The sequence below is a fragment of the Micromonospora sp. NPDC048839 genome, from assembly GCF_040649915.1.
Taxonomy (GTDB): domain Bacteria; phylum Actinomycetota; class Actinomycetes; order Mycobacteriales; family Micromonosporaceae; genus Micromonospora.
The window spans coordinates 602,222-628,535 of sequence record NZ_JBEZGL010000002.1 but is presented as its reverse complement, the minus strand read 5'-3'; the positions used below and the strand labels follow the sequence as shown (position 1 = coordinate 628,535).

The window sequence follows — 26,314 nt, the reverse complement described above, 5'->3', positions numbered from 1 at the left end:
CGCCGAGGTGGAGCTGCCGGATGGCACGGCGGTGACTGGTTTTGGTCTGCACCCGGCGCTGTTCGACGCGGCCCTGCACGCTATCGCCCTCGGCGCATTCGTCGACGCGGACCGTGCGGGTCCCTGGTTGCCGTTCGTCTGGAGTGGAGTGAACCTCCATGCCACCGGCGCGTCGGTGCTGCGGGTCCGGCTCACCCCGGCCGGAACCGACGCAATCACGCTGCTGGCAGTGGACGCCTCGGGCGTGCCGGTGCTGTCGGTGGACTCACTGGCCCTGCGTCCGGCCGACCTGACACGGATGTCCGGGACGGATCACCTTTTCGCTGTTGATTGGGTTGATGTGGCGCCGGTGTCGGTGGGCGTTGGTTCGGGTGAGGTGTTTGAGGTGGTGGTGTTGGAGCGGGTTGTGGGTGGTGTGGTTGATGGGGTGCGTGCGGTGGTGGGGGATGTGTTGGGTCGGGTGCAGTCGGTTGGTGGTGGTCGGTTGGTGGTGGTGGCGCGGGGGATGGATGTGGTGTCGGCGGCGGTGTTTGGGTTGGTGCGGTCGGCGCAGAGTGAGAGTCCGGGTCGGTTTGTGTTGGTGGATGTGGGTGATGTGGCGGTGACGGATGAGTTGGTAGCGGGTGCTGTGGGTGTGGGGGAGCCGGAGTTGCGGTTGTGGGAGGGGGTGTGGCAGGCCCGGCGTTTGGTGCGTGGGGTGGGTGGTGTGTCGGTGCGGGTGCCGGCGGCGGGGACGGTGTTGGTGACGGGTGGTACGGGCGCGTTGGGTGGCTTGTTGGCGCGGCACTTGGTGGTGGAGCACGGGGTGCGGAGTTTGGTGTTGACGAGTCGTCGGGGCCTTGGTGCGGCGGGGGCGTTGGGGTTGGTGGGGGAGCTTGAGGGGTTGGGTGCGGTGGTGCGGGTGGTGGCGTGTGATGTGGGCGTTCGGGCGGCGGTTGCGGGGTTGGTGGAAGAGATCGGTGACTTGTGTGGGGTGGTGCATGCGGCGGGTGTGTTGGATGACGGGTTGGTTGGCTCGTTGTCGCCGGAGCGGGTTGGTCGGGTGTTCGGTCCGAAGGTTGATGCGGGGTGGTATTTGCATGAGTTGACGGCCGGTCGAGACCTGGACATGTTTGTGGTGTTCTCGTCGGCGGCTGGTGTGGTGGGGAATGTTGGTCAGGGTAGTTATGCGGCGGCGAATGGTTTCTTGGATGAGTTGATTCGGCAGCGCAATGCGGCCGGGTTGGTCGGCACGTCCCTGGCGTGGGGTTTGTGGGATCAGGCCGGTATGGGTGCGGGTGTTGATGGTGTGCCGGGCTTGTCTGCGGCTGAGGGTTTGGCGCTGTTCGATGTGGGCTGGGCGCAGGGTGGGGTTTTGGTGCCGATGCGTCTTGACCTTCCTGCTCTTCGTGCGGGTGGTGATGTGCCGCCTTTGTTCCGTTCGTTGGTCCGTGGCCGCACCCGACGCACCGCCCAGCAGGGCAACGACGCCGCCGACTGGAGTCGCCGGTTGGCGCCGATGACGCCGGAGGAGCGTCACGAAACCATGCTGCGTCTGGTGCGGACAGCCGCAGCCGGTGTGCTCGGGTACGCGGGCCCCGAGGCGGTTGGACCCGCCGTCGCCTTCAAGGAGTTGGGCTTCGACTCGCTCACCGCGGTGGAGCTGCGTAATCAGCTCTCCGCGTCCACCGGCCTGCGGTTGCCGGCCACCCTGGTGTTCGACCAGCCGAACCCGGCCGAGCTGGCCGAGTACCTGATCCCTGCCCTCCTCGGTGGCGCCGCCGGTCCGGACGTGGACACCGAGATCGACGCGTTGGAGGCGTTGCTCGACGCCGTGGACGTCGACAGCGGACAGCGATCCCGGATCACCACGCGGCTGCAGACGCTGCTCACGCGATGGGCCGACCAGGGCCGGGCAGAGCCCGCCGGCGACGGCGAGGTGACCGTCTCCGACCACCTGGAGCAGGCCACCGACGAGGAAATCTTCCAGTTCATCGGGCGCGAATTCGGCATTTCCTGACTCGCTAGGAGAACACAAACATGTCCAACGAGGACAAGCTCCGGCATTTTCTCAAGCAGCTCACCACCGATCTCCATCAGACTCGCGAGCAGCTGCGCAAGACCGAGGCCGACGCGCACGAGCCGATCGCCATCATCGGCATGAGCTGCCGGTACCCCGGCGACGTGGATTCGCCCGAGGCGCTCTGGGAGATGGTGCGCGACGGCCGCGACGGGGTGTCAGAGGTCCCCGACGACCGCGGGTGGCAGCTGCCCGAGACCGATGACGGCGTGGCGCCGGGAGGCAGCGGTGGCTTCCTGTACGGCGCCGGCGAATTCGACTCGGCCTTCTTCGGCATCTCACCGTGGGAGGCGCTGGCGATGGACCCCCAGCAGCGGCTGCTGCTCGAGTCGTCCTGGGAAGCCATGGAGCACGCCGGTCTGGACCCGGCGCGGCTGCGTGGCAGCTCGACGGGCGTCTTCGCCGGTTTGATGAACAACACCGACTATCTGGCGCAGAGCCCACAGCTGCCGGAGGGTATCGGCGGTTTCCTGAGCACCGGCACCTCCGGCAGCGTCGCCTCCGGTCGGATCGCGTACACCTTCGGCCTGGTCGGTCCGGCGCTGACCGTCGACACCGCGTGCTCGTCCTCGCTGGTCACCCTGCATCTGGCGGTCCAGTCGCTGCGCCGCGGCGAATGCGCCCTGGCGCTCGCCGGAGGGGCCACGGTGATGTGTGCACCGGGCACGTTCATCGAGGTCAGCAAGCAGCAGGGGCTGGCCGCCGACGGCCGGTGCAAGGCGTTCTCTGACGACGCCGACGGCGCCGGGTTCGCCGAGGGCGCCGGCATGCTGATGCTGGAACGGCTGTCCGACGCGGTCCGTAGCGGCCGACGCATCCTTGCTGTCGTCCGCGGCAGCGCGGTCAACCAGGACGGTGCCTCCAACGGGCTCACCTCTCCGCACGGGCCGTCACAGCAGCGGGTCATCCGGGACGCCCTCGCCGACGCCCAGCTGACCCCGAAGCAGATCGACGCGGTCGAGGCGCACGGCACCGGCACCCCGCTGGGCGACCCCATCGAGGCGCAGTCCGTCATCGCGATCTACGGCCGTGCCAACGATGCGAAGCGCCCGCTGTGGCTGGGCTCGTTCAAGTCCAACGTCGGTCACACCCAGGCCGCGGCGGGGGTCGGCGGCATCATCAAGATGGTGATGGCGATGCGGGCCGGCATCCTTCCGCCCACGCTGCACGTCTCGAAGCCCTCCGCCAAGGTTGATTGGGAGGGCAGCGGCGTCGCCCTGCTCACCGAGGCGCGGACCTGGCCGGAGACCGGCGAGCCGCGCCGGGCCGCGGTCTCCTCGTTCGGCGTCAGCGGCACGAACGCCCACGTACTCCTTGAACAGGCACCCGAGCCCGTGGCGATGCCGCGCAAGGCCGGCGAGCCGGACCCGGCTCTGCCGGACGGGCCTGCGCCGTGGGTGCTCTCCGCCCGCTCTCAGAAGGCGCTGCGCGGACAGGCCGAGCGGCTTCACGAGTTCGTCGCCGCTCGCCCCGATCTCGAACCGGCGGCCGTCGCGGCCACCCTGCTGACCCGGAGGGCGACCTTCGACCAGCGCGCTGCGGTCTTCGGAGACGATCGCGAGTCGCTCCTCGCCGGCCTGAAGCAGCTTGTGGCGGGTGGCCCCGCCGACAACCTGGTGCAGCACGAAGCCAATCCCGAGATGAGGACCGCCTTCGTCTTCCCCGGACAGGGCTCGCAGTGGGCCGGCATGGCGGCCGGGCTGCTCGACGCCTCACCCGTGTTCGCGGAGTCGGTTGCCCAGTGCGACGCGGCGCTGCGCGAGTTCCTCGACTGGTCCGTCATGGACGCGCTGCGGGGCGTGCCGGGAGCACCGACTGTCGAGCAGATCGACGCGTTGCAGCCAATGCTCTTCACCACGATGGTGTCCCTGGCGGAGCTGTGGCGCAGCTGCGGCGTGCAGCCGTCCGCGGTGGTCGGGCACTCGCAGGGTGAGGTCGCGGCCGCGTACGTTGCTGGCGCCCTGTCGTTGCGCGACGCCGCCCGGATCGTCGCGCTGCGCAGTCGGGCCCTGCTCACTCTGATCGGTACTGGAACGATGGCCTCGGTGCTCGCCCCGGTCGAGGCGGTACGGGAACGCCTCAGAGCGTGGGACGACCGGCTTTCGGTCGCGGTGGTGAACGGCCCCGGCGCGTGTGTGGTGGCCGGCGAGTCCGACGCGATGGACGAGTTCGCTGCGGCGTTGGAGCTGGAGAACATCCGGGTTCGCCGGATACCCGGCGCGCTCGGCGCGGGTCACTCGGCGAGCGTCGAGGTGCTGCGCGACCGTGTTCTGGCCGACCTCGCGCCGATCCGCCCCCGCAGCGCCGAGATCCCGCTGTACTCGACCGTCACCGGCGGGCTGCTGGACACCGTGAAGATGGACGCGGAGTACTGGTACCGCAACATGCGCCAGACCGTCGAGTTCGAGCTTGCCATCCGGGCGCTGCTGGCCGACGGCCACGGCCTTGTCCTCGAAATGAGCGCGCACCCCGTCCTCACGGTGCCCGTGCAGGGCATCCTGGATGACGCCCGCAGTGACGCCACCGTGCAGGGCACGCTGCGCCGCGACGACGGGAGCGCGCTTCGCTTCGTCGCCGCGCTGGCCGATGCGCACACCCGGGGCGCGGCCCTGGACTGGCGCGCCGTCTTCGACCTTTCCGGTACGGAGCTGGTCGACCTGCCCACGTACGCGTTCCAACGCAGCCGCTACTGGTTGGAACCCGCCGTCCAGGCCGGCGACGTCACGTCGGCCGGCCTCGTCCCGGTCGCCCACCCGCTGCTCGTCGCGGCCGTTGAGCCGGCACAGACGGACGGACTGCTGCTCACGGGCCGGTTGTCGCTGAAGACCCACCCGTGGCTGGCCGACCACGCCGCGCTGGACACCGTGTTGTTGCCCGGCACGGCGTTCGTCGAACTCGCCCTGCACGCCGGTGCGCTGGCTGGCTGCCCGCATCTCGCGGAGCTCACCTTCGAGGAGCCGATGGTGCTGCCCGAGCAGGGCGGGCTGGCTCTCCAGGTGGTGGTCGCGGAATCCGACGGCACCGGACAGCGCTCGATCGAGATCCACGCGCGTCCCGAGGATCAGGAGCTGAGCGCGCCGTGGACGCGGCACGCCAGCGGCACGTTGGCCGCTGGAGCACCATCGCCCTCCTTCGACCTCCGTGCCTGGCCACCGCCGGGCGCCGAACCCGTCGACGTCGCTGGCGTCTACGACCGGTTCCACGCCGCTGGCATCGGGTACGGCCCGGCGTTCCAGGGCCTGCGCAGGGCGTGGCGGCGCGGCGAGGAGATCTTCGCGGACGTGGCACTCCCCGACGATCAGAGCAGGGACGCGGACAGCTTCGGCATCCATCCGGCCCTGCTGGACGCGGCGATGCATGCGGTAGCATTCGGTGCCGCCGAGTCCGCCGACGATCCCGCGAACGAGGGCGGCGGGCTGTGGCTGCCGTTCTCCTGGCGCACGGTGACCCGCTATGCCACCGGCGTGAGCGCTCTGCGGGTCCGCTTCGCGCCGGCCGAGCAGGGGACGATGGCGCTGACCGTGGCGGATGACGCGGGCGAGCCTGTCCTGTCCGCCGCCGGCCTGATCGTGCGGCAGATCTCCGCCGACCGGTTCAGTGCCGTGGGAGGTCGCAATCGTCAGTCCCTGTTCCAGCTCGATTGGCCGCAGCAGCCACTGCCCGCCACCTCCGCGGCCGAGAGTCGCGCGGTCATCGGCACCACCCTGTCAGAGATCGGGACGGTCTACCCGGACCTGCGGTCGCTGGTCGCCGCCCTCTACACCGGGTCGCAGCCGCCGGCCGTCGTGTTCGCGTCGCTCGGGTCCTGGACGAGCGGGGCGGCACCCGACCTGACGGCCGAGCGTACGCACGCGGCCGCGCAGGAGGCGCTGGCCCTGGTCCAGGCCTGGCTTGGCGAGCGCCGACTGGCCGACAGCCGGCTGGTGGTCGTCACCCGCGGCGCGGTGGCTGCCGGACCGGACGAGACTCCAGCCGACCCCGCGTACTCCCCGGTCTGGGGACTGCTGCGGTCGGTGCAGTCGGAGAGTCCGGACCGCTTCACGCTTGTCGACCTGGACGAGAGCCCGGCTTCGGCGGCGGCCCTGCCGGCGGCGGCCGAGGCAGGCGAGCCCGAGGTGGCGCTGCGCGACGGCAAGCTGCTCGCCCCCCGGCTGGCCCGGGCAACCGTACGGGTCGACAGCCCGGCCCGGCTCGACCCGGCCGGCACGGTGCTGATCACCGGCGGCAGCGGAACGCTGGGCGCGCTCGTCGCCCGGCACCTGGTGACCGGCCACGGCGTCCGGCAGCTGCTGCTGACGAGCAGGCGGGGACCAGACGCACCGGGCGCGGCCGAGCTTCGGGCCGAGCTGGAGGCGCTCGGCGCGACGGTCACCCTCGCCGCGTGCGACGTCAGCGACCGCGCGGCGCTGGCCACCCTGCTCGCGGACCTTCCGGCCGAGCACCCGCTGACCGCTGTCGTGCACAGCGCCGGCGTTCTCGACGACGGCGTGGTCGAAGGCCTCACGCCCGCCCGGCTGGAGCGCGTGCTGCGGCCCAAGGTGGACGCCGCGTTGAACCTGCACGAGCTCACCCGTGACCATGATCTGGCCGCGTTCGTGCTGTTCTCCTCGGCGGCAGGGGTCCTGGGCAACCTGGGTCAGTCGAACTACGCAGCGGCGAACTCCTTCCTGGACGCCCTGGCCCAGCACCGCCGCGGTCAGGGTCTTGCGGCCACCTCGCTGGCGTGGGGACTGTGGCTCGACAGTCTCGGTGCGATCGACGCCATGGCCGGTGCCGCTACCGGCGCGCGCACCGCCGCCCGTATCCCCGGGCTCACCACCGACGAAGGCCTCGCGCTGTTCGACGCGGCACTGCTCGCTGAGCGACCGCTGCTGCTGCCGATGCGCCTGGACCTCGCGGGGCTGCGCAATCCGGCGGCGGGTGGTGGGGTGCCGGCCAAGCTGCGCGGCCTACTGCCGAAGCCCCGTCCCGGCGCAGGCCGGGTCGAGGAGCAGTCGTTGGCCGAACGGCTCGCCGGGATGCCGGTGGTGGAGCGTACGCCGATCCTGGTCGAACACGTGCGTGCCCAGGCCGCCGCCGTACTCGGCTATCCGGACACGGAAGCGGTCGGCGCCAACCACCGCTTCCTGCAGATGGGGTTCGACTCGCTGACCGCGCTGGAGTTGCGTAACCGGCTCGGCGCGGCCACGGGTGTGCGTCTGCCGGCCACGGTCGCGTTCGAGAACCCCACTCCGCAGGCGCTCGCCGCCTACCTGGCCACCGCGATGGCCGCCGAGCCGCAGCCGGGTGAGGCCGGCCCGGTCGAGCGGCAGTCCACGCCGGACGAGGCCGCCGGCGGCCTGCTCGGCCGGATGCTGGGCGAGGCCGGGCGCGCCGGGCAGGTGCCGGAGTTCCTGCACCTGCTGACTGCGGTGTCGCAGTTCCGGCCGACCTTCACCCGGGCCGAGCAGGCCGGCGCCGCGCTCGACGTGGTCCGGCTGGCCAAGGGCGAGACCGGTCCCGGCCTGGTGTGCATCCCCTCGGTGCTGCCGATGTCCGGCCCGCACGAGTACGCCAGGTTCGCCACCGCCCTGCGCGACCAGCGTGAGGTGGCGGTCCTGCCGGCCCCGGGATTCGGCCGCGGTGAGCTGCTGCCCGCCGACCTCGACGTGCTCGCCGATGCGCATGCGGAGTCGTTGCTGGCGTACACCGAGGGGCGGGAGTTCGCCCTGGCGGCGCACTCCTCCGGCGGCCTGCTGGCCCACCACCTGGTGAGCCGCTTGGAGGGCCGGGGGATCAGACCGGCAGCACTGGTGCTGATCGACATCTACCCGCTTGGCGACAAGGCGTTCTCCGGCGTCCGCAGCCGTATCGAAGGACCGGCGGGCCCGGCGGGGGAGGACGACGGCACTGCCACGGTCCTCGGTCTGCCCGACGACAACCGGCTCACCGCAATGGCCGGCTACTTCCGCCTGTTCCGCGAGTGGCGGCCGGAGCCCATCGAGACACCCGTACTGCTGGTGCGCGCCAGCGAACCCCTGCCGTCCTGGCAGGACGAGCAGGACTGGCGCTCGACCTGGCAGCACGAGCACAGCGTGCTGGACGCGCCGGGTGACCACTTCACGATGATGGAGACCCACTCGGGCGAGACCGCCCAGCTGATCCATCACTGGCTCGGCGGTCTGCGGAGTCACTGAACGGGTGGGGGTGGACGCGGCATAACGCGCGTCCACCCTTTTCTCCATCCAAGGGTCCAGGCGCGGTGCCGGTGATCCCCATAACCTCGGTGGAGAGAAAAAATGACAGGAGGTTTCTCATGAGTGACGCGATGCGTGATGCCGTGGTGCTGAGCGCCATCCTGCTCGCCATAGTCCTATTCACCCAGGTCGGCCGGCACCGATTCGGTGTCATCAAATTGCTACTGCCGCTCGGGCTGGTGGTCTTCGTCGCTTCCGAGATGTTGAGTAGCCTGGAATTCACGGCGCCCAACATGACCGCCGCGGGCACCGGCGTCGCCATTGGCGTCGGCATTGGCGTCGGCCTGTTGTGGACGATGAAGGTGGAGACGGACCGCGGCAACGGCAAGGTATACACCAGGGCTGGCCTGGCCTACCTGGCAATCTGGCTGACGGTGCTGGTGGGCCGGCTCATCTTCATCTGGTCGCTGGAGAACGTCGACTCGTTCGCCATCGAATTCGGTAAGTGGATCGTGAAGAACGAGATCGACCCGGACGGGGTTGCCGCTTTCTTCGTGCTGATGGCGATGGCCATGGTTCTGGTACGCACCGTCGGCGTGGCGGCGCGCTGGATCAAGGCATTGCGAGCGGCGAATTCAAAGTCGCCGCAGGTACCTGTCGAGGTCTGACGCGGTTCCGTGCCCCAGGCCCGCCGGCGTGTTCTCTCTCGCTATTCTGCGGCCGCCGTGGGATTGCAATTCAGGGGCACCTAGGGGTTTTGCGGATCCTCGCCCGGACAGAGGATGACAGGCGAGTCCTGGGGCACGGAGCAACGATGAAGTCGGGAGCGCACATGCGAATTTTCTGTACGGTGACCGGTACCCAGGGGCACGCGAATGAGGTCCTGCCGATCGCCCGGGCCCTGCTGCGGGCCGGGCACGAGGTCGCGGTCGCGGTCCCGGACGCGCTGACCGGGGTGTTCGACCAGACGCCGGTGCAGCTGCACCCCGTCATGCCGAGCATCCCCGAGGTGGTGCAGTCCATCTTCTCGATGCGCTTCGAGCGGGACCCGAACCAACCCGAGCTGGTGATCGATAACCGGATGGAGATGATTCTCTGGGGCGGGGGCCCGCACATCACGGGCACCTTCCACACGGTTCTCCCACTGGCCCGCGAGTTCCGGCCCGACCTCATCCTGCGCGACGGTGGCGAGGTGACCGGCGTGCTGATCGCCGAGGCGCTCGGTGTGCCGCACGTGTCGTGCCCCTCCGGCCCAACGAACGTCATCGACCCCGAGGGTCTGCTGCCGCTGCTCAACAAGCGGCGCGCGGAAGTCGGGCTTCCCGCTCAGGACGATCCCTGGTCCATGTACCGCTACGGCCGGGTCGACTGCATGCCGGCCGCGTACTCCTTCGCCCGTTACGCGGTGCCGGAGGCCTTTGCCTATCGGCAGCCGGCGTCGCTGAACGAGGCCGAGGGGCTGCCGGCGGAGCTCGCCGGTCTCGCCGGCGACCGGCCCCTGGTGGTCGCATCGGTGGGCAGTTCACTGCCCACGGTGATGGCCATGCAGGACATGGGGATCGATCCGCCCGAGGGAATGATCCATCCGGCGGAGACCCTGCGCGCGATCGTCGGCGGGCTGTCGGCGCTGGACTGCCACGCGGTCGTCGGTACGGCGGGCTTTCCGATCGACGGCGTCACGGTCGGCGCCAACGTGCACCTCATGGACTGGATCCCGCAGATGCTGCTGCTGCAGTGCGCGCAACTGTTCATCACTCACGCGGGCTACAACAGTGTGCGGGAAGCGGTGCGGCAGGGCATTCCGATGGTCTCTCTCCCGCAGTTCGGCGACATGCACCACAACGCGGCCAGGATCGACGAGAGGCACCTGGGCCGTACCGTCAACGAGGTGACCCCCGAGGGGGTTGCCGCCGTGGCGAAGCAGGTCCTGCACGACGATCGGATCACCGCCGGGATACGCAGCGCGCACCGGCAGATGCTCGGACTGCCCGGCGTCGAGGCGGTCGTCGGCCTGATCGAGCGGACCGTTGACTCTCACTGAGTGTGGGGCCCGTTGGGCCTCGCACGGACTGCGGTGCGCCCCCGTTTCCGCGGTCCGTAAGCGCGGGTACGGAGGGCCATCCGGGCACTCCGCCGGTGGACCTCCGTACCCGCGCGACCCCTCCGGCTCAGGCGACCGCCCGCGAGTCGACGCCCGAGAGTTTGGTCGGCAGATCCCTTCGGCGCCGGACGTCGAGCTTGCGGTAGATCCGGGTGAGGTGCTGCTCCACCGTGCTCACCGTGACGAAGAGCTGGGCCGCGATCTCCCGGTTGGTGTGCCCCTCGGCGGCGAGCGCCGCCACTCGGGCCTCCGCCTCGGTCAGCGGCTCGGTCTCCGGAGACCGGGGGAGCGTCCCCCGGGTGGGCGGGGCCACCTCGCTTTCCGAGTAACCGGGGATCAACTGCTCGCACAGTGGTTCGGCGCCGCAGGACTTTGCCAGATGCCACGCCTTGCGGACCAGCATGCGAGCCTGGTTGACGTCACCCTCGGCCTGGTGGCACCGGCCGAGCTCGCCCAGGGCGAGCGCCAGCTGCAACCGGTTGCCGCCGTCCTCAAGAATCTCGACTGCCTCACGCAGCATCGGCAGCCGTCGCGGCCCGGTCTCGATGCTGCCCAGGATGCGCAGCAGCACCGCGCGCTGCCCGCGCAGACCCCGCCCGGATCGGCGCAGCTGCTCCTCGGCGAGGTCCTTGGCCCGTTTCGGCTCACCGAGGGCGAGCCACGCCTCGGCGGCGTCGATGCGCCACGGCACCACCTGCGGATTGTCCATGCCGTAGGCCTCCATGGACTCACCACACGCAAGGAAGGTCTCCAGCGCCGCGTGCGGCCGGCCAGTGGCCAGGTACCACCGCCCGCGGGCTTGCCGGTAGTGCAGGCCGGGGGTGGTCTGCGACAGAGCAGAGGGTACGGACTGGTCCAGCATGCGCATCGCCTCGTCGTAACGACCCATTGCCGTATAGGCCTGGACGAGCACCGCCAGCGGCTGGGCGATACCGAGGCCCCAGCTCTGCGTGGACATCTGGTTCAGTGCGACGCGGGCATGGCTCTCCGCGACACCGAGTTCCCCCAGCCGCAGGGCGATCTCGGCCCGCACGACGGTCAGCATCGCCCGCCAGGACGGCGTGTCCCGGCTGGAACACTCATCGAGCAGTCGCTCGCACCAGGAGAGCGCGAGGTCAAGCCGGTCGGCGTAGATCAGCGCCCACAGCGCCGACACGAGGGGATGGACCGCGTTGTCGGTGAGGTGGTAGCGCTGCAGTACGCGGATCGCCTCGTCGACCGCCGGGGTCGTGTCGACGTCACCGGACAGCGCTGCGGTGTAGGCCGAGGCGGCGTGCAGGTACGGCAGCGCGTGCTGCGAACCGGAGGCGGTATCGGCGAGCGTCGCCCCGCTGTCGGTGTCCGGGGTCGCGTCCTGCGAAGTCAGGAGGGTGAAACGGGGGCGCAGGTGCGGGATGAAGGCCGTGAGCCAGTTCTGGGCGGCGTTGATCGCGGTCACGGCCGACGGGCCAGCCGCCTCCGGTGCGTCGGTCAGCTCCGCCACGATGTCGATTGCCCGGTCGACCTGTCCGGCCCAGGACAGGTACGCCACCGACATCGGCAGGCTCTGGTAGGCGGTCTGATCCTGCATGGTCGCCGGAGTCAGCCGGGACAGGTAGCCGCGGGCGGCCGCCGGGGCCGTACGCCAGGTGGCCCGGATGAGCCTGCTGTTGATCTCAGCCCGGACGTTCTGGTCCGGGCAGACCCGGTAAGCGAGCTCAAGGCAGCGACGGGCGAACTCGGTGTCGTCGTCGACGAGCGCGTAGTCGGCGGCCTTGCACAGCACCGGCACGGTCCACGGCTCGGTGTCGCGGCCGCGCAGCACGAGTTGCCGGGCGACGTCCGTCGGAGGGGCGCCACAGTCGAACAACAACCGGGCCGCCCGGTCGCGGAGGCCGTACAGGACCTCCGCGGGTGCGTGATCGAGGACGGCCGCCCGCGCTGTCGGGTCCCGGAACTGTCCCTCGTCGATCAGCCCGCACCGGTTGAGGTCCTCAAGCGCCTGCACCACCGCACGGGGTTGCATGTCGAGCAGCCTGCTGATCATCAGTGGCGTGGCCGCCGTACCGAGCGTCGCGATGGCGCGGGCGACGCTGAGCATGTCGGGCTCTCCGCGGTGCAGGCAGTCGAGCACACCGTGGACGTACGTCTCTGCTCGGACCAGAGGTTCGGCATCGGATGTCGTCTGTTCCGCTGCGACCCGGGCGTCCTCGACAAGTGCCCGGACGAGCAGCGGATTCCCGCCGGTGGCGGAGTGGACCTCGTCGGCCAGCCGCGTGGCGGTCTGCGCACCGAGTTGGCCGCTTATCAGGCGGGTGGTGCCGGACTTCGAGAGCATGCGCAGCCGGAGCCGGGTGAAATGTGGCTGACGCTGCAGTTCCGAGTGGAAGTCCGCCTCGTCGCGATGGGTCCGCACGTTTGTGGTGAGTAATATCAGCACCCTGGCGCGTCTGATCCGCCGGGAAAGGTGCAGCAGGTACTGCTTGGACGCGTTGTCGGCGCGATGTATGTCGTCGATGGCGATGACCACGGGCCGCCGCTCGGAGAGGTGCAGCAGCGTCGTCGAGAGATAGGCCATGAGCGCCGCGCAGGCGGACATCGGCTCGGTCGCTTCCTCGAGCAGACGCAGGATCACCGCCATGATGTCGGGTGCCACCGGCAGACTGTCGATGATCTTCCGGACGACGCCGAACCGCACGTTGCGTTCGGAGCAGGAGGCTACGGCGTCCAGCACTACGGCACCGTGTGCTACCGCCTGGTCCGTCACCTCCACCAGTAGTTCGGACTTGCCACTGGCCACCGCGCCACTGATCATGGCGATGTGGCCGCTGCCCTCCGTCGCGCCGGCCAGCAGGTTCTCCAGTACGGCGATCTGTGTGTCACGTTCGATGAGCGTTGGTGTTGACATGGTGCCCCCGTTTTTCTGACCACAACAACAGACGTTTCGGTTACTCCGGTCCGGTTACCAGTTGGACAGGCGTCCTGGCCTGCCTGTTCGCCGCTTGCCCGACCGAGCGGGAGTCGTTGGCCAGCCGGTCGGCCACCAACCGGTTGATTGCCTCCTGGTGGTTGGCGAGGAAGAAGTGACCACCGGCGAAGGTGCGCGTCGCGAACTCCCCGGTGGTGTGTCGGCGCCAGGCCGCGACCTCGTCGAGGGTCGACCGCGGATCGGCGTCGCCGGTCAGCGCCGTGATCGGCGCGCTGATCACGGCTGCGGCCCCGGGCTGATAGCGCTCCACCGCGGTGTAGTCGCTGCGGATCGCTGGCATCGCCATGCGCAGCAACTCCTCGTCGGCCAGGATTCGCGCGTCGGTGCCGCTCAGCTCGCGCATCTCGGCGACGATTCCGTCGTCGTCGCGCAGATGCACCGTCTCGTGCCGGTACGTGGATGGCGCGCGGCGACCAGAGACGAACACGTGCGCCGGAATGATGCCGTGCTGCTGCTCCAGCCGGCAGGTCACCTCGAAGGCGAGTATCGCCCCCATGCTGTGCCCAAACAGGGCCATCGAGGACCGCAGCCGCGGGCGCAGCGCGGCCGTGATCTCGTCGGCCAGCTGCCCAATGTCCTCTATGCGCGGATCCGTCCGGCGGTCCTGCCGGCCCGGATACTGCACCGCGAGCACGTCGACCCTCGGTGACAGCGCGCGCGACATCGGGAAGTAGAACGATGCCGACCCGCCGGCGTGCGGCAGGCAGATCAGCTGCGCCGCGCCGGGCTCGGCATTATGGAACGAACGGACCCAGGTATCATCTTCGGGCGTCTCACTCACTGCGATTCTCGCTCTCCTGCCTTGGCCTGACACATCGGGACCTTTCCGTCGATCACCATAGGCAGGACCGCCCGGTCGGGAGCACCCCTACTTCGCCGCCGGGTAGGGGTGGGGCGAGCCGGTGACCCGACGCTTGCGCCCCGCATCGGGAAAGACGTAAGGGAATGTTCACGCACTGTTGCGACGCCTCTGTGGCAATCGACACCAGACCGGCTGGTCCCCATGCGCTCCAAATGCAACCTCGGCGTGTTGGGTGCAGAGCATCGCGAACGCGTCGACCAGCGTCGAGCGTGTTTGTGTCAGGTCGATGACGTCGTTGCCACCGGTCAATCAAATTCACCGTCCCCTCTGCTTTCACGCCCGCAATCCCGTCCGTTGTCCAGGTCAGGGCAGCGGCCCGTACCGATGGATCGGGAGTCCATCGTGTGGTGAGTGTCGCCGGCGGTCGGCACCCGGACGAGGTGGACGCGCGGCAGTACGCGGGCCCCCCGACTGGTGGCTCCCGGGCGCGATTCGGGGCCTGCCGCAACGGATCCGAGCGGATGGCACCGTCCGGACCGCCAAGGTGGGCCGCAGGCCCAACATCCACCGGTGGTTGCCGCTATTCGCCGGTCGCGACCCCTATTCATCCAGATTCATCCGGTACGGCAGTGGGCGCGCCCAGCGGCTAGGGGCGGTTAAGGGTGTCCGGACTTCCGGTGCATCAATAGGCTTCCATTCCGATGAGTCGTTCGACGTGGAGGACGTCATGAGTGATACGTCAGATTCGTTTTCGGAACCCGTCCTCGACGCTGCGGATGGGGCCTTCGTGCAGGCGCTGCTCGAGGGTGGCCCGGCCGACTTCCCGGCCGATCTGCGCACCCAGACCGCAGCCGCCGGGCAGGATCGGATCAAGATTACGTACTGCGGCGGGCATGAGCATTTCGATCGGTGCGCCGGTAACGTTTCCCCGGTTATTTTCCGGTGGACCGGCCGCACCCGCATCGCGGAATGATCGGGTGTGCTGATCGGTGGTTGTGATATCACCGCGAGTATTCCGGTATCGTTGCCGGGCAGTGGTGCGGACAATGTCGGGTTCATGGTTGAGTGGTGGAGTTGGTGGTGGCTGTGGGGTCGGTAGGTAAGGTCATCCGGTTCGACGAGGTGCGTGGTTACGGCTTCATCGCGCCGTCGAGAGGCGGGGACGACATCTTCGTGCACGCGAACGACTTCGGTGAGGAGCGGCATCTCGTGCACCCCGGCATGCGTGTCGAGTACGAAGTGGAGGCCGGCGAGCGTGGCCTGAAGGTGGCGTCCTTGCGGATCCTCGATCCGGTCGCGGTTTCGCGGCCGGAGCGGGCACCCGACGCCGCGCCGACCCGGACCGCCCAGGCCGGTGATGACGACGGGATGTGTGACGTCCTGTCGCCGCGCGAGTTCACGTCCGAGGTGACGGAGTTGCTGATCGAGCGGGTGCCGACGTTGACCGCGGCACAGGTTTCCACGATCCGGCAGTCGCTGGTCGACCACGCCCGATCGCACGGCTGGGTCGAGAGCTGAGCCTGCGGCCGTCTTGCGGGCCACCTCGTCGCGTCCTCTGGGTGCGATGAGGTGGCCCTTTTCGGCGATGGGCGCGGTGCCGTCGTCATCGGCGTTCGGGTGCGAACGGAACCCGCATGGCGATGCCCTGGCGGGTCACGGCCAGCGCCTCGCCGATGAAGCTGATGCCGATGGAGAGTTGGATCGGGCGGGCGGCTGCCTGCATGCCGAACTTGTCGGCGAGCAGGCTGTAGCCGAACATCACGACCAGGGTGCCGACGATGGCCGCGAAGGTCCGACCGCGGTAGCGCTGCCACAGGAAGCCGCGCTTCTCGTAGACCACGACCAGCGAGCCGCGCAGATAGCCGAGGGCGAGACCCAGTGCGGAGCCGCCTACCAGCCATGCGTAGTCGTCAGCGTGGAGGCCATCGGTCTTGAGCAGGGTGTAGAGGCCGATGGCGGTGAGGATCACCGGTGGCGCCCACAGGTCGCGCCCGTTCAGCGGCTCGCCGATCAGCCGCTTAACCACGATGACGATCACAGCGATGGCGATGATCGCCGCCAGGACCCAGCCGTTCACTGCGGCACCTCCCCCGTTTTTGGCATTGCGGTGTCAAATTATCATGGCACCGTCGTGCTATAAAGACCTGATGCCAAAGATCGTCGATCCCCAGCAACGCCGCCGTGCGGTAGCCGACGCCGTGCACGCCGTCGTCGCACGCTGCGGTCTGGAAGCGGCCACGCTGCGCAATGTGGCCGACGAAGCGGGGCTGGCCGTCGGATCGGTTCGGCACTACTTCACCGACCACGACGAGCTGATGATCTTCGCGGTGCAGGAGCTGGGGCGCCGCGTCGGCGAGCGGGTCTGGGCGCACGCCGAGCGCCTGCTCAGCGGGTCGACCGGCAGCCGCGAGGACCGACGCCGCCGCACCGAGGAACTCCTCGCCGAATTCCTGCCGCTCGACGACGTGCGACGCGACGAGGTGGTCCTCCGGCACACGTTCACCACGGCGGCCCGGACTCGTCCGCCGCTGCTCAGCCACGCCGAGGCGATGCAGCAGACCCTGCACGAACTGGTTCATCGCACACTGCAGGGTGCGCAGACGTCCGGCGGCCTGCCCGCCGACCTCGACCCGGAGCTGGAGAGCGTCCGCCTGCGTGCCCTGCTCGACGGCCTGGGCCTGCAGGCCGCGTTGTTCCCGCGACGTTTCACGTCGGATCTGCTGCGTGAGGTCCTGCACCATCACCTGGACTCGCTGGTCGCGGCGTTGGATCGGGGTCCAGAGTAGAGTTCTGGGCGCAGGTCGGTCAGGTAGGTGGTGTCGCGGCGAGCCGCCGCGATGACCGCCGGATCTATCTCGCCGGTCAACAACGTCTCCCGATCGGGCGCCGCAACCACCGAGGTGCCGTCCGGCGCGGCGATCGTGGTCATTCCGCAGAAACGCAACGGTGGCCGCTCGCCGGTCCAGTTGGTGTAGGCGATGTACAACTGGCTCTCGAAGGCACGTGCTGGCACGAGTGTGCGGGCGACGATCTGCCAGGGTTCCATGAGCGCGGTGGGCACCACCAGCAACTCGGTCCCGGCCAACGCGTGTGCCCGGACGAGCTCGGGGAACTCGACGTCGTAGCAGACGAGCAGGCCCACGGTCAGACCGTCCAGGGACGTCTGCACGACCGGAACCGAACCGGCGGCGAACCAGGCTCCGTCCATCTCGCCGAACAGGTGTGTCTTGCGGTAGGCCGCCGCGGTGCGACCCTGGGCGGTGACGAGGGCGACGGAGTTGTAGACCGTCGTGCCGTCCCGCTCCGGCCAGCCGTAGACGATGGCGACGCCGGTTCTGCGGGCTATGGCGTGCACGGCCTCCCGCCACGGCCCGTCCACCGGCTCCGCCGCCTCGGCGAGGGTGGCCGGCCGCAACGGATAGCCGGCGAGCGACATCTCCGGCGCCACCAGCAGCCGAGCCCCGTCGGCCGCTGCCTGCCGGGCGGCGACCTCAAGTCGGCGCAGGAAGTCCGCCACCCCGCCGGGTGTGCATCCGGCCTGCCAACAGGCGATCCTGGTCATGGTTTCGCGTCGGCCCGGGCGAGCTGTGCCATCTGCTGCTTGTCCGGCTTGCCATTGCGGTTGAGCGGGAACTCGCCGACGACCAGCACCCGGTTCGGGCGCTCGAACTGCGGCAGCGCTTCGGTCAGTCGACCCCACCAGTAGGACGGGTCACGCTCCTGCTCGTCCTCGACGACGAAGACCAGCCGGGCGTCGAGGCGCTCGTCCTCCAGCGTCACCACCCGCACCGAACATCCGGCGGCGGTGGCCTTGCGCTCGATCAATTCGGGATACAGCGTGTAGCCCATCCGGTGGACGGCAAGCTTGCGGCCGAGGACGGTGAGGTTGCCGTGCTGGTCGAGGTGACCGAGGTCGCCGGTCGACTGCCAGCCGCCCGGGAGCGGGACCAGGGCACCGTCCTCGCTCAGGTGCCCCTCCATCGCGTCCGGGGTGTCGACCTCGATCTCCCCGGCCTCGCCCGGAGCGACCTCCTGCCCGTCGTCGTCGGTCACCCGGAGCCGAATGCCCTCCATCGCCTTGCCGCAGGCCACCGGGTTGTCCAGGGTGGCAAACGAGATGTTGCCTAGCTCGGTGCTGCCGTAGCTGTCCAGCAGCGGCAGGTTGAACTCGGCCACGTACCGATCGACGAGGTTGCTGTCGAGGGGGGCAGCGCCAACGCAGAACATCCTCACCGAGTCGAGACAGGAGCGCAGCTTCGGGTTGCGGTGCACGATGTTGAGCATGCTGCGGTAGCTGGCCGGTGTGGCGTCGATGACGGTGCTGCCGGAGATGCCGGCCAGCAGCAGAGAGCGATCCAGTCGCCGATACGGCGCCACCACCAGGGAACACCTGCGCAACCAGGCGATGAGGACCATCGACAGGCCGTACTGGTGGGAGAACGGCAGTAGGGGCAGCAGGACGTCGCCGGAGTGGTGACCCACCTGGTCGGCGTTGCGCTCCAGGTTGCGCAGGAACTTGCGACCTGACTTCACCGCGCCCTTTGGAGCGCCGGTTGAGCCGGACGTCCACATGATCAGACCGTCATCCAGATCGCCCCAGGCGTCGGTGTCGAGGCGCCGGTCGCGGACCGGCCGGCCCGCCGTGGCCATCAGCAGTTCGGTGAGGGTGACCGGTTGCAGGTCGGGGTCGATCGGCGCGTCGTCGTCGACCAGTACCGCCTTGACCCCGGCGCGCTGGGCAATCCGGGTCGTCGTCTCGACGTGCTCACGTTGATCGACCAGGACGATCGAGGCGCCAGCGTGCATGAGCCCGAGCAGCGTACCGAGCCAGGCCGTCGAGTTGCCGGCCTTGAGCATGACCCGCTCGCCGAGCCCGACACCACGTTCGCGCAGGACTGCGGCGGTTCGCAGGGCATCCTGTTCGAATGCCTCCAACGTCTGGACCGACTCGGGGCTGATGATGGATGCGGTCATCGGTGGCGAGCTTCCTCTCGTGCCCGGCACGCCCGGTCCGGCACTCACGGCTGCGTGCGGCCGGCCCCGTCTGCAGTGCTCTCGGTCTTCGAGAGACCAGCGTGGGGGCGGCGCGCCATGCCCGGTAACCCCTAGTGTCCCTTGCCCGGACCGCGATAACAGACGGTCCGGAGTGGTCCAGCCGAGTCCGCTACTGTGGCTGGATGCCTGGTTTGTCGCCGTGGTGAAAACAGGTCCGGCCCCGCCAAGCGGTGCCAGCCGTCGCCGCGACGGCCGCTCTTCCGCCCACCTGATCGACCGCCTGGCGCCCAGCTGGCTGGTCATGCAGCTGTTCGGCACCGTGGTGCTGCTCACCGCCCTCGGCACGAGCACGGAAAGCCGATACTGGGTGTGGTCGTTGTATACGGCGAGCCTGGTGTGCTGGCTGGTCTACCTGGTCAGCGGCCGTCGGTTCCCGCGCTTCGCCTGGGTCGAGCTGGCCATCGGCACACTGCTCGCCGCGGCGACGCTCGGGCACGCCGACGAGATCACCGCCAGTGTGCTTGCCAGCGTTCTGATCGGCCGGTTCACCGCCCTCGCCGAGCCACCGGCGCGCGTCGTCACTGCCGTGGTGAGCGCGGCCGTCGGCATCTCGGTGCTGACCTCGCTCGTCACCCAACAGCCCGCCCGGCAACTCGTCACCTATCCGGTGCTGCTGCTCACCGCGGCGCTGCTCGGCCTCAACCGGCGGCAGTACCTGCTGCGGCTGGTCCAGACGGAGCAGCTGCTCGCTGAGACGCGGCAGCGGCGCACGGAGGAGCAGCGTGCCGCAGCGCTTGCCGAGCGGGCCCGCATCGCCCGGGAGATCCACGATGTCCTGGCGCATTCGCTGGGCGCGCTCGGGGTGCAGTTGCAGGTGGTGGACACGTTGCTGGAGGAGAAGCGCGACGTGGACGCTGCCCTGGCGCGGGTACGCCGTTGCCAGCAGCTGGCCCGGGAGGGTGTCACGGAGGCGCGGCGGGCGGTGGCCGTACTGCGGGGCGAGGTCCCGGAAGTGCCCAGCGCGCTGGGCGGGATGGCCGCCGCCCACCGCCACGACCATCAGGTCGCGGTGACCGTCGAGGTCCAGGGCAGTCCGCGCCCGATGACTCAGGACGTCGCGACGTCGTTGGTCTTGGTGGCGCGCGAGGCGCTGACCAACGCGGCACGGCACGCACCCGGTGCGGACGTCGCGATGACGCTGACGTACGAGAGCGCCGGTGTACGGCTCCGCGTCCGTAACGGTCCGACCGCCGGTGCGGTACGGGTGCCCGGTCCGCTTGCGCCCGGCTACGGTCTGGTGGGGATGCGCGAGCGGCTCGCGTTGGTCGGCGGTACGCTCGCCGCCGGCGCGGAGGCGAACGGTTGCTGGCAGGTGGAGGCCATCCTGCCGAGCTGACCCGGACCTGGTCGGTTCATTCGCCGAGGCCGCGCCCGACGACGTAACGGACAGCCTCGACGCGGTTCTTGACCCCGGTCTTCGCGTAGGTGTTGTTCAGGTGGGTCTTGACGGTCGCCTCACTGATGAACAGCTCCGCGGCGATCTCGGCGTTGCTGAGGCCGCGGGCGACCAGCCGCAGCACCTGTGCCTCCCGCTTGGTCAGGCCGTCTGGCTGCGGTCCGTCCTGCGGTGCCGCGGCCGCGGGCGCCTGCTGTGCTGTCAGGGCCGCCACCAGTGACTGCGAGACGGTGGCGTCGAGTGTCCAGTTGCCGGCCATCGCGGAGCGGATCGCCGTCAGGATCTCGTGCCGGCCGGCGTTCTTCGTCAGGTAACCCCGCGCTCCGGCCCGTAGTGCCTCGGTGATCAGAGCGTCGTCGGCAAATGTGGAGAGCAGGAGCACCGCCACGTCGGGGTACGCCTCGACGATCGCGCGAGTCGCCGCGATGCCGTCCATGACCGGCATCCGCAGGTCCATCAGCACCACGTCGGGTGACGTCTGCTGGACGAGTTGCACGGCCTGCTGGCCGTCGGTCGCCTCGCCGACCACCTCGACCCCGTCGAGTAGCTCCGCGAGTGCCACGAGCCCTTCCCGCACGGTCTGCTGATCGTCGACGATGGCCAGCCTGATGACGGGAGTCTGGTGTTCCTTCACGGAATTCCTCGGGGTCCTGGGTGCCGGGCACGGGGGTGCCAGGATAGCCGCCGGATCAGGTCCCTCGGGCCGCCTGCGGCGCCCGCCCTCGCTGGGGCGGCTAGGGGTTGTCGGCCCGTGTGGTGCCTTCCTACGGTTTGTCCGACGAGCTCGCCGGCAGCCGCTTTCAGACGAGGTGCATTGATGATCAAAGTGCGAGGCCTCGCGAAGACCTTCAAGGCGCGACGCACGGCGGTACCGGCGGTGCGGGGCGTCGACATCGACGTCGCCGAGGGCGAGATGGTGGGCTTCTTGGGGCCGAACGGCGCCGGCAAGAGCACGACGCTGCGGATGCTCGCCACCCTTCTGCGCCCCACCGCGGGTGAGGCCGTCATCGCGGGCTGCGACCTGCTCTCCGATCCTGGTGGGGTGCGGCTGCGGATTGGCTACGTGGGCCAGGGCAACGGCGCGGGCACCGGTCAGCGGGTGCGTGAGGAGCTTGTGATCCAGGCCCGCCTGTACGGGCTTCGGCCCGCCGCGGCCCTGCTCCGAGTCGACGAGTTGTTGGCCCGGTACGAGCTGGAGGCCTTGGCCGACCGCATGGTGGGGACCCTCTCGGGTGGACAACGACGGCGTCTCGACATCGTCATGGGCGTCCTGCACAAGCCAGGACTGGTGTTCCTCGATGAGCCCTCGACGGCCCTCGACCCGCAGAGCCGCAACAACCTCTGGCAGCACATTCGCTCTCTGCGCGACGAGCACGGCTGCACCATCTTCCTCACCACCCACTACCTCGACGAGGTCGACGCACTGTGCGAGCGAATCCTGATCATCGACGACGGCCGCATCATCTCGGAGGGCACTCCGGACGGCCTCAAGGCCGGTATCTCCGGTGACCTGGTCACGCTCGCCACGATCGATCCGCCAGCGGCGGCAGCCGCCGCGGCCCGCATCCCGGACGTGCAGAACGTGACTCTTGACGGCCCGCACCTGCGGTTCCGGGTGCCGGGTGGCGACGCCGTCGTGCCGGAACTGATGCGCGCGCTCGAGTCGTACGGCAACAACGTCCTGTCGGTCCAGATCCAGCGACCCACCCTGGACGACGTCTTTCTCACCCTCACCGGGCGCAGTCTGCGAGAGGCCGACGCGGCCCCGGTGCCGTCATGAGGATGGTCATGCAACTCGCGCGGCAGACCGCACTGATCCTGCTCCGAAGCGCCCGGCCCTGGTACCGCAGCCCCATCGCGGTCTTCGTGGGGCTGTCTGGGCCACTGATCTACCTAGTCCTCTTCGGCCCGCTGCTCAAGAGCAGCCTCGGCGGCGACTCCTGGCAGTGGTTCGTGCCCGGCATGCTGATGCAGCTCACCGTCTTTGGCGCTGCGTACGCGGGTTTCTCGCTGACTCCGGAGCTGCGCAACGGCGTGATGGAGCGGTTGTGGGTCGCCCCGGTCAGCCGCACGGCGCTGCTGCTGGGCCGGGTGCTCAGCGATGTGGCCCAGTTGATCTTGCAGGGTGTGCTGCTGTTGGTGGTGGCCGTCCTGTTCGGCTTCCACACCTCGCTGGCGGCGATGGGGCTGGCCCTTGCCCTGGTGGCGGTGCTCGGTGCGGGGCTCAGTTCGGCGTCGTACGCGTTGGCGCTGTGGATCCGCGAGGAGAATCGCTTCGCGCCGCTGCTGAGCATGCTGCTGCTGCCGTTGATGCTGCTGTCGGGCGTGCTGCTGCCGATGGAGAGCGCACCCGGCTGGCTGCACACCCTGTCGCGGATCAACCCGCTGACCTACGTGGTCAACGCGCTGCGGGCCATCACGACCCAACGCTACGCCGCCGACGAGACGCTGATCGGGCTGGCCGTGACCATCGGGCTAGGCGTGGCGTGTGCCTTCTGGGGGCTGCGAGCGATGGCCCGCGAGCAGACCTGACCCGACGGACGTGAAGCGGGCCGTCCGCTGCGGAGACAAGCAGCGGACGGCCCGACCTTCAGGCAATGGCGGTCAGCCGGTCGAGCCCGACCGGCAGGGCGTCGCGGCCGGTCAGCTTCAACTTCCGGTAAACCCGGGTCAGGTGTTGTTCGACGGTGCTCATCGTGATGTAGAGCTTGACGGCGATCTCGCGGTTGGTCAGGCCGGCCGCCGCCAGGGTGGCCACCCGCCGTTCGGCGTCGCTGAGCACCGGCGGATCGCCGAGGTAGGCACCGTCCGCGTCGCCACCGGCCGAGCCGGATTCGGCGGACGTCGCCGCGAGCCGGGCGAGCATCGGCGTCACCCGCTGCGCCTCGGCCAGCCGGTCGGCGCGCCGCGGCATGGTCCGCGCCCGCCGGTGCTCACCCAACGTCTGGTACGCGTGGCCGAGGCCGCCCAGCGGCCGACCAGACGCGGCTCTGTCCCTGCCGTCGATCAACTCATCGAACGCCTGGGGCAGCAGAGCCGAACGGTAGCGGGTGTCGGTGTCGGCGACGGCCGCGCGATGCCGCAGCGTGGTGCCGCGGCTGCGGGAGACCGGCCACCCGGGGCGGGAGCTCTGCTCCTCGACCAGCCAGCGGGTCTGCTCCGACTTGCCCAGCCGCAGGTTCGCTCGTGCCGCGGCAGTGCGCCACGGCACAAGGCTGGGGGAGTCGATGCCCCAACCACGCATCAGCTCACCGCAGGTGAGGAAGTCGGCGAGCGCAGCCTGGGAGCGGTTCGTGGCGAGGTGATACTCACCGCGGGCGTACAGGTAGTGCAGGCCGAACCGGGTCCGGAAGATGTCGTCGGGCACCGGCAGGGCGGCGTACTCGGCCGCCGCGGCCAGGTCCCCGTCCATGGTGGCCGTCAGCAGCAGGCACGACAGCGGGCCGCCTACCGCGACACCCCAGGCTTCCTCCGGAAGGTGGGCCAGCGCGAGATGAGCCTGAGCGGCCGTGGCGGTGAGATCGCCCTTGCGCAGTGTCGTCTCGGCGTGCAGGGCAGCGAGCCGGGCCCGCCACGCCGCGCTGCCGACTCGCGCCGCCCGGTCCATCACGACCTCGCAGGCGGCCGCGGCACGGCCGAGCTCGTCGGCGTAGATGAGTGCGAGCAGAGCGGACTCGACCTGGTCGAAGGAGTCCGAGGTGGGCTGCGCTGCCAACAATATGCGGTCCGCCGCGGCGAAGTCGTGCTCGTCAGCCTGCTGGGTCAGCACGCGGTGCAGGATCGCCGCACCGGTGCGCTCGTCGTTCGGGCCGATCTGGTCGGGATAGCCGAGGTGGTCGATCAGCGTGGGGTAGGAGACCGAGACGAGCAGGCGAAGCTCCTGCAGATCGGCCGGGCGGATGACGTCGGCGTTCTCGCCGACGACGGTCACGGCCTCCGCGACGTCGGTGAAGGATCCCTGCCTCAGCAGGTAGCGCAACAGGGCCGGAGTGTGTTCACCTCCGGCGCGGATCTCCGCCAGCGCGCCGTGCACATTGGCTGAGCTGCGCGCCATGCTGAACGACGGGAGCTGCCACTCGACGCCGGTCAGTCGGACCAGCACGTCGGCGAGCCGACGGCAGTCGGCGCCGTGCTTGCGAGCCAGCTCGAGGCAGCGATGCGCGAAGCCGACGTCATCGGAGATCGCCTCGTCGGCGGCCTGGCACAAGGTGTCGATCATCCAGTCGTGACCGGGGTCTTCGTCGGCCAGCAGGTGTCGGGCGACGCGCTCGGCTGTGGCGCCACGGGCATGCAGGAGCTGTGCGGTCTGCCGGTTGAACCAGCCGATCTCCGCGGGGGCGGCGTCGTCGAGGATGGCGTCGCGCACGGCGGTGTGACACGGCTTGTCCTGGCGCGCCAGCCCGGTGTGGTTCAGCTGCCCGAGGAGCCGCCCGACCCGCGTCGGGTCCAGGCCGAGCAGGGCGGTGACGAGCTCCGCCGAGCTGGAATCGCCCAGCACGGCCGCAGCCCGCGCCACGCCGACGACCCCGTCGTCGTAGCGGCCGAGACAGCTGCGCACCGCCTGGCGGAAGAAGTCGCCGTAACCGAGTGCGGCGCGGGAGGCCGTTTCCGTGTCCCCGGCCGTAGGTGCTTCCCAGTCGTCCAGCAAGGCGTGCACCAGTGCCGGGTTGCCACCGCTGATGGCGTGGCAGCGCGCGCTGAGGGCGTCGTCTGACCGACCCGTGCGCCGGGCGACGATCTCGCTCACTCCGAACCGGGAGAGCACCTCCAACTCGATGTGGCGACCCCCGGCCCGCCGCAAGGGCGTAGCCGGGTGCGAGCTGCTGTCGTCCGGCAGATCCGCGACCACGAGCAGGACGCGGCTGCCACCGATACGCTGCGCGAGCGTCGCCAGGCAGAGCAGCGACGCATCATCCGTCTGGCGGACGTCGTCGACGCAGATGAGCAGCGGCGTCCGAGTGGCGAGGTCGAGCAGAAGCGCGCAGAGGTCGTCGGCCGACGACCTCTGCGGGGTGGCAGGTCCGCCGCCGTCACGACCCGTGGACCAGCGCCGGGCTGCCTGCTCTGTGCCAGGGGCCGCCAGCGCGGCCTCGCTCAGCAACTGGCCCAGAACGCCGAGCGGAAGCTCGCGCTCGCTCGTCGAGCTGGCGGCGTAGAGAACAGTTGCGCCGGACTGTGCGGCGGTGGAGCAGAGATCGGCCAGGAGTGTGGTCCTGCCGCTGCCAGCCGGACCGGCCACGGTGACCAGACTGCCCTGACCCTGCAGGGCGGCCGTCAGCCGGTCGCGGAGAATTCGAACAGGTCCTTGTCTTTCTACCAAGACGTGCGCGTCTAACACCAGATGCCCCCGTTCATTGCTGTGCCATACCATCGCGCTTAGAGGATTGTCAATTTGTCCAGCGCGCCTCCTTGTGGCTGTTGAATCGCGAGCGACGGACCACATGCTACGCGAATACTCAGGTGATCTCAGCCGGCCGGGGATGACACGGGCATTGCGTCCATAGCGGACCTGCTTGGATTTCCTAATCTATTGAAATATGGGGCGGCACCCTTAGTCGGATGGCCCGTTTTGGGTGGTCATGCCGGTTGCGATGCCGCGGGCGGCTGAGACTCGGACGGCTGCGTCGTCCGAGCCCTGCGCCCACAGTGGCCGGAATTGGGATGCTTTCCGAACCGCTCGGAATCGTCAGAAACGGGGGAAATTCCTGCCTCGCGAAATGTCAAGCCTGCTTCGACCGTCGGCGCCGGGTCTTCGTC

At 69.6% G+C, this 26,314-nt stretch carries 17 protein-coding genes; 10 read left to right on the top strand and 7 right to left on the bottom strand.

Annotation, left to right across the window (positions count from 1 at the left end; genetic code table 11):
• The 4 genes from AB0C25_RS05945 to AB0C25_RS05930 all read left to right on the top strand — a co-directional run.
• On the top strand, positions 1 to 1,999 hold a 1,999-nt coding region (locus AB0C25_RS05945; protein WP_357370104.1), incomplete at its 5' end, for an SDR family NAD(P)-dependent oxidoreductase.
• A gap of 20 nt (positions 2,000 to 2,019) precedes the next feature.
• Positions 2,020 to 8,235, top strand: a complete 6,216-nt coding sequence (locus AB0C25_RS05940; RefSeq protein ID WP_357370101.1) for a type I polyketide synthase — start codon at positions 2,020 to 2,022, stop codon at positions 8,233 to 8,235.
• A gap of 119 nt (positions 8,236 to 8,354) precedes the next feature.
• Positions 8,355 to 8,903 carry a hypothetical protein gene (locus AB0C25_RS05935; RefSeq protein WP_357370099.1) on the top strand — a complete coding sequence of 183 codons (549 nt, stop codon included), beginning with the start codon at positions 8,355 to 8,357 and terminating at the stop codon, positions 8,901 to 8,903.
• A gap of 89 nt (positions 8,904 to 8,992) precedes the next feature.
• On the top strand, positions 8,993 to 10,276 hold the full coding sequence (locus tag AB0C25_RS05930) for a glycosyltransferase (RefSeq protein ID WP_357370097.1): 1,284 nt from the start codon (positions 8,993 to 8,995) through the stop codon (positions 10,274 to 10,276).
• Between the two features lie 127 nt (positions 10,277 to 10,403).
• Here AB0C25_RS05930 and AB0C25_RS05925 read toward each other — a convergent pair whose 3' ends face one another.
• Together AB0C25_RS05925 and AB0C25_RS05920 are read right to left on the bottom strand one after the other, a co-directional pair.
• A complete protein-coding gene (locus tag AB0C25_RS05925; protein ID WP_357370095.1) occupies positions 10,404 to 13,223 on the bottom strand; it encodes an AAA family ATPase in 2,820 nt (939 codons plus the stop codon).
• A gap of 40 nt (positions 13,224 to 13,263) precedes the next feature.
• Positions 13,264 to 14,085: an alpha/beta fold hydrolase gene (locus AB0C25_RS05920; protein ID WP_357370093.1), complete on the bottom strand. Its 822-nt coding sequence runs from the start codon at positions 14,083 to 14,085 to the stop codon at positions 13,264 to 13,266.
• A gap of 748 nt (positions 14,086 to 14,833) precedes the next feature.
• Here AB0C25_RS05920 and AB0C25_RS05915 point away from each other — a divergent pair.
• Positions 14,834 to 15,079 carry a DUF5988 family protein gene (locus AB0C25_RS05915; protein ID WP_357370091.1) on the top strand — a complete coding sequence of 82 codons (246 nt, stop codon included), beginning with the start codon at positions 14,834 to 14,836 and terminating at the stop codon, positions 15,077 to 15,079.
• A gap of 113 nt (positions 15,080 to 15,192) precedes the next feature.
• Entirely contained in the window at positions 15,193 to 15,624 is a 432-nt protein-coding gene (locus AB0C25_RS05910; RefSeq protein ID WP_357370141.1) for a cold shock domain-containing protein, read from the top strand.
• An 85-nt stretch (positions 15,625 to 15,709) separates the two neighbouring features.
• Here AB0C25_RS05910 and AB0C25_RS05905 read toward each other — a convergent pair whose 3' ends face one another.
• Entirely contained in the window at positions 15,710 to 16,183 is a 474-nt protein-coding gene (locus AB0C25_RS05905; RefSeq protein ID WP_357370089.1) for a DUF1453 domain-containing protein, read from the bottom strand.
• A 70-nt stretch (positions 16,184 to 16,253) separates the two neighbouring features.
• Here AB0C25_RS05905 and AB0C25_RS05900 point away from each other — a divergent pair, with 70 nt between their 5' ends.
• Positions 16,254 to 16,892, top strand: a complete 639-nt coding sequence (locus AB0C25_RS05900; protein ID WP_357370087.1) for a TetR family transcriptional regulator C-terminal domain-containing protein — start codon at positions 16,254 to 16,256, stop codon at positions 16,890 to 16,892.
• Here the strand turns inward: AB0C25_RS05900 and AB0C25_RS05895 are convergent.
• Positions 16,847 to 17,668, bottom strand: a complete 822-nt coding sequence (locus AB0C25_RS05895) for a carbon-nitrogen hydrolase family protein (protein ID WP_357370085.1) — start codon at positions 17,666 to 17,668, stop codon at positions 16,847 to 16,849. The two genes, AB0C25_RS05900 and AB0C25_RS05895, sit on opposite strands and share 46 nt — an antisense overlap.
• Positions 17,665 to 19,080 carry a class I adenylate-forming enzyme family protein gene (locus AB0C25_RS05890; protein WP_357370083.1) on the bottom strand — a complete coding sequence of 472 codons (1,416 nt, stop codon included), beginning with the start codon at positions 19,078 to 19,080 and terminating at the stop codon, positions 17,665 to 17,667. The genes AB0C25_RS05895 and AB0C25_RS05890 overlap by 4 nt, the downstream gene beginning before the upstream one ends.
• Positions 19,081 to 19,402: 322 nt before the next feature.
• Here AB0C25_RS05890 and AB0C25_RS05885 point away from each other — a divergent pair, with 322 nt between their 5' ends.
• Positions 19,403 to 20,497, top strand: a complete 1,095-nt coding sequence (locus AB0C25_RS05885; RefSeq protein WP_357370081.1) for a histidine kinase — start codon at positions 19,403 to 19,405, stop codon at positions 20,495 to 20,497.
• A 16-nt stretch (positions 20,498 to 20,513) separates the two neighbouring features.
• Here AB0C25_RS05885 and AB0C25_RS05880 read toward each other — a convergent pair whose 3' ends face one another.
• Positions 20,514 to 21,191: a response regulator transcription factor gene (locus AB0C25_RS05880; protein ID WP_357370079.1), complete on the bottom strand. Its 678-nt coding sequence runs from the start codon at positions 21,189 to 21,191 to the stop codon at positions 20,514 to 20,516.
• Positions 21,192 to 21,374: 183 nt separating this feature from the next.
• On the opposite strand from AB0C25_RS05880, the gene AB0C25_RS05875 reads away from it, so the two are divergent.
• Positions 21,375 to 22,337, top strand: a complete 963-nt coding sequence (locus tag AB0C25_RS05875; RefSeq protein WP_357370077.1) for an ATP-binding cassette domain-containing protein — start codon at positions 21,375 to 21,377, stop codon at positions 22,335 to 22,337.
• On the top strand, positions 22,334 to 23,089 hold the full coding sequence (locus tag AB0C25_RS05870) for an ABC transporter permease (RefSeq protein ID WP_357370075.1): 756 nt from the start codon (positions 22,334 to 22,336) through the stop codon (positions 23,087 to 23,089). The genes AB0C25_RS05875 and AB0C25_RS05870 overlap by 4 nt, the downstream gene beginning before the upstream one ends.
• A gap of 58 nt (positions 23,090 to 23,147) precedes the next feature.
• On the opposite strand, the gene AB0C25_RS05865 is transcribed toward AB0C25_RS05870, so the two are convergent.
• Positions 23,148 to 25,928, bottom strand: a complete 2,781-nt coding sequence (locus AB0C25_RS05865) for a LuxR family transcriptional regulator (RefSeq protein ID WP_357370073.1) — start codon at positions 25,926 to 25,928, stop codon at positions 23,148 to 23,150.
• Positions 25,929 to 26,314: the final 386 nt, after the last annotated feature.